2 protein-coding genes are annotated in these 2545 nt (G+C 61.7%); both read left to right on the forward strand.

Annotated features, from left to right (window positions below; all coding sequences use genetic code 11):
* Nucleotides 1-157 precede the first annotated feature (157 nt).
* On the forward strand, nt 158-1654 hold the full coding sequence (gene istA / locus HHL24_RS43145; RefSeq protein WP_169491321.1) for an IS21 family transposase: 1497 nt from the start codon (nt 158-160) through the stop codon (nt 1652-1654).
* Nucleotides 1651-2472 (forward strand): IS21-like element helper ATPase IstB, encoded by an 822-nt coding sequence (gene istB / locus HHL24_RS43150; protein ID WP_169491322.1) that lies wholly within the window; start codon nt 1651-1653, stop codon nt 2470-2472. Before istA ends, istB begins: the two co-directional genes overlap by 4 nt.
* Nucleotides 2473-2545: the final 73 nt, after the last annotated feature.

Genomic DNA, 2545 nt, shown 5'->3' on the forward strand with positions numbered 1-2545 from the left:
TGGACGGCGACAATCATGTTGGCCGGTGTAGCGGCGAAGGTTTTGGCCGGTGATGAGGAGTCGAAGGCGGCGTAGCCGCCGAAGACGACGCATCACCGGCGGCGCCGAGTCGGCCGGGCTCTACGATGGCTGATCGAATAAAAAAGCGATCAGCTACATGTCTGGAACCCGCATTACCGACCAACAGGTTCGCCTCTACATGTCCAAACGCAAACATCACTCGCAGGAGATCGCCGCAGCGAAGGCTGGCATCAGCGTACGCAGCGCCCGGCGCATAGAAGGAGACGCAACAATGCCTTCACAGAAGCCGCGCGGTTACTGGCGCTCACGCCCCGACCCATTCGCCGACGTCTGGAACACCGAAGTCGTTCCGATGCTTGCAAATGCGCCGCAACTTCAGGCGATCACGATCCTGCGCAAACTGCAGGACGATCACGCCGGACAGTATCCTGACAGCACACGCCGCACACTTGAGCGGCGCGTGAGGCAATGGAGGGCGATGTCCGGTCCGCCGAAGGAAGTCTTCTTCCCCCAGCAGCACGAGCCCGGCGCACGCGGTCTGTCCGACTTTACCGACATGGCGGAAGTGCGCGTGACGATCACTGGCCTTCAGTTCGATCACCGCCTGTATCACTTCGTGCTCGCGTTCTCACGCTGGGAATACGTCAACGTCGTTGAAGGCGGCGAGAGCTTCGAGGCCCTGTCCATGGGGTTGCAGAACGCCCTGTGGCAGGCAGGCGGATGTCCGCACGAGCATCGCACCGATAGCCTGTCAGCGGCGTTCAGAAACCTCGCAGACGAAGACGACTTCACGGCGCGCTATGCGGCGCTGCTTGAGCACTACGGCATGCACGGCACGCGCAACAATCGTGGCCTGGGTCACGAGAATGGCAGCGTTGAGTCGTCGCATCGCTATCTTAAAGAAGCCGTCGATCAGGCGTTGATGTTGCGCGGTCATCGGGACTTCGCCGATCGTGCGGCCTACAACGAGTTTCTGCGCGAGATCGTCATGCGCCGTAACCGGCGTAACGCGGCGGCGTTCCGCCTTGAGCGCGAACAGCTCAAGGATCTGCCGCCAAGGCGCACGACTGACTTCGTCGAGGAAGAAGCGCGCGTCACACGCTGCAGCACATTCACTGTGCGCGGCATTCTGTACAGCGCGCCATCGCGCCTGATTGGCCACCGCCTGAAGGTGCGCGTTTATGGTGACCGGCTTGACTGCTATCTGTCCGGCGCGCTGGTGCACAGTACCCCGCGAGGTTCGCGTGCCGGCGACAACCGTCGTTCACTGGATTACCGGCACTTCATTGAGAGCCTCAAACGCAAGCCACAAGCCTTCAAGGGGCTCGCGTTTCGCGACGAGCTGTTCCCGCGTGAAGCCTATCGCCGGACATGGGAACAGCTGGAGGTAAGACTGGCGCAACGCGAGGCGTGCAAGACGATGGTCGGATTGCTTGAGCTCGCCGCGATGGACGGCGTCGAGGCTCTGCTGGCCGCGCGCCTGAACGCGTTGCTGGTTGACGGCAATCTGCCCGATCTGAAGGTGTTGCGTGAGGAATTTGCGCCACGTCATGCCGCTTGCCCGGTCGTCAATGTCGAGATGCCACCGGTAAGCAGCTATGACGACCTGCTGCACAAAGCGGTGGCGGCATGAGTACACCCGCTTACGATGCTGGCCGCCTGGCGCTGATGCTCAATGAACTGCGCCTGCCGACGATTGCCCGTCTGTGGCCCGAGTTTGCGCAGCGCTCCGATAAGGAGGGCTGGCAGGCGACGCGGTTGCTAGGCGCACTGCTCGAGCACGAACTGGCCGAACGGGCGAAACGACGCATCGAACGACATCGCGCCGAGTCGCATCTGGACCCAACCAAGACGCTTGCGACCTTCGACTTCAGCATGGTGCCGATGGTCTCAAAGGCGCACGTCATGGCACTCGCGACCGGCGACGCATGGCTTGAGAAAGGCGCCACAGTGCTCCTGTTCGGGCCGCCCGGGGCTGGAAAAAGTCATCTGGGTTCGGCCATCGGACATGCGCTGATCGACGCCGGCTACCGGGTGATGTTCACGCGCACCAGCGAGCTCGTGCAGAAGTTGCAGGCCGCGCGGCAGAGCCTGCAGTTGCCGTCGGCCCTTGCCAAACTCGATCGGTTCGACCTGATCATCCTGGACGACCTGTCGTACGCCCGGAAGGACCAGGCCGAAACGAGCGTGCTGTTCGAACTGATCGCCGAAAGGTACGAGCGCCATAGCCTTCTGATCACGGCCAACCAGCCGTTCTCGGGCTGGAACGACGTGTTCCCCGATCCCGGCATGACCGTCGCTGCAATTGACCGGCTCGTCCATCATTCGACGATCTTCGAGATGAATGTCGAAAGCTACCGTCGTCGCACCGCCAGCGACAAACAGAACAGCCGGCGCCGACAATCATCCAGCGACAATCACAAGGAAGGAGCGACAAACATGGCCGAATAACCACCGACAATCAACCCGGTCGACCGGCCAAAATGATTGTCGGTAAACCGGCCATCCTGCTTGACGTTATCCA

The sequence above is a fragment of the Paraburkholderia polaris genome (genome assembly GCF_012927345.1).
GTDB lineage: Bacteria > Pseudomonadota > Gammaproteobacteria > Burkholderiales > Burkholderiaceae > Paraburkholderia > Paraburkholderia polaris.

What these genes read in the sequence shown, in the direction of transcription:
- istA (WP_169491321.1), top strand. Translation starts at nt 158, where the DNA reads ATGTCTGGAACCCGCATTACCGACCAACAGGTTCGCCTCTACATGTCC.
- istB (WP_169491322.1), top strand. Translation starts at nt 1,651, where the DNA reads ATGAGTACACCCGCTTACGATGCTGGCCGCCTGGCGCTGATGCTCAAT.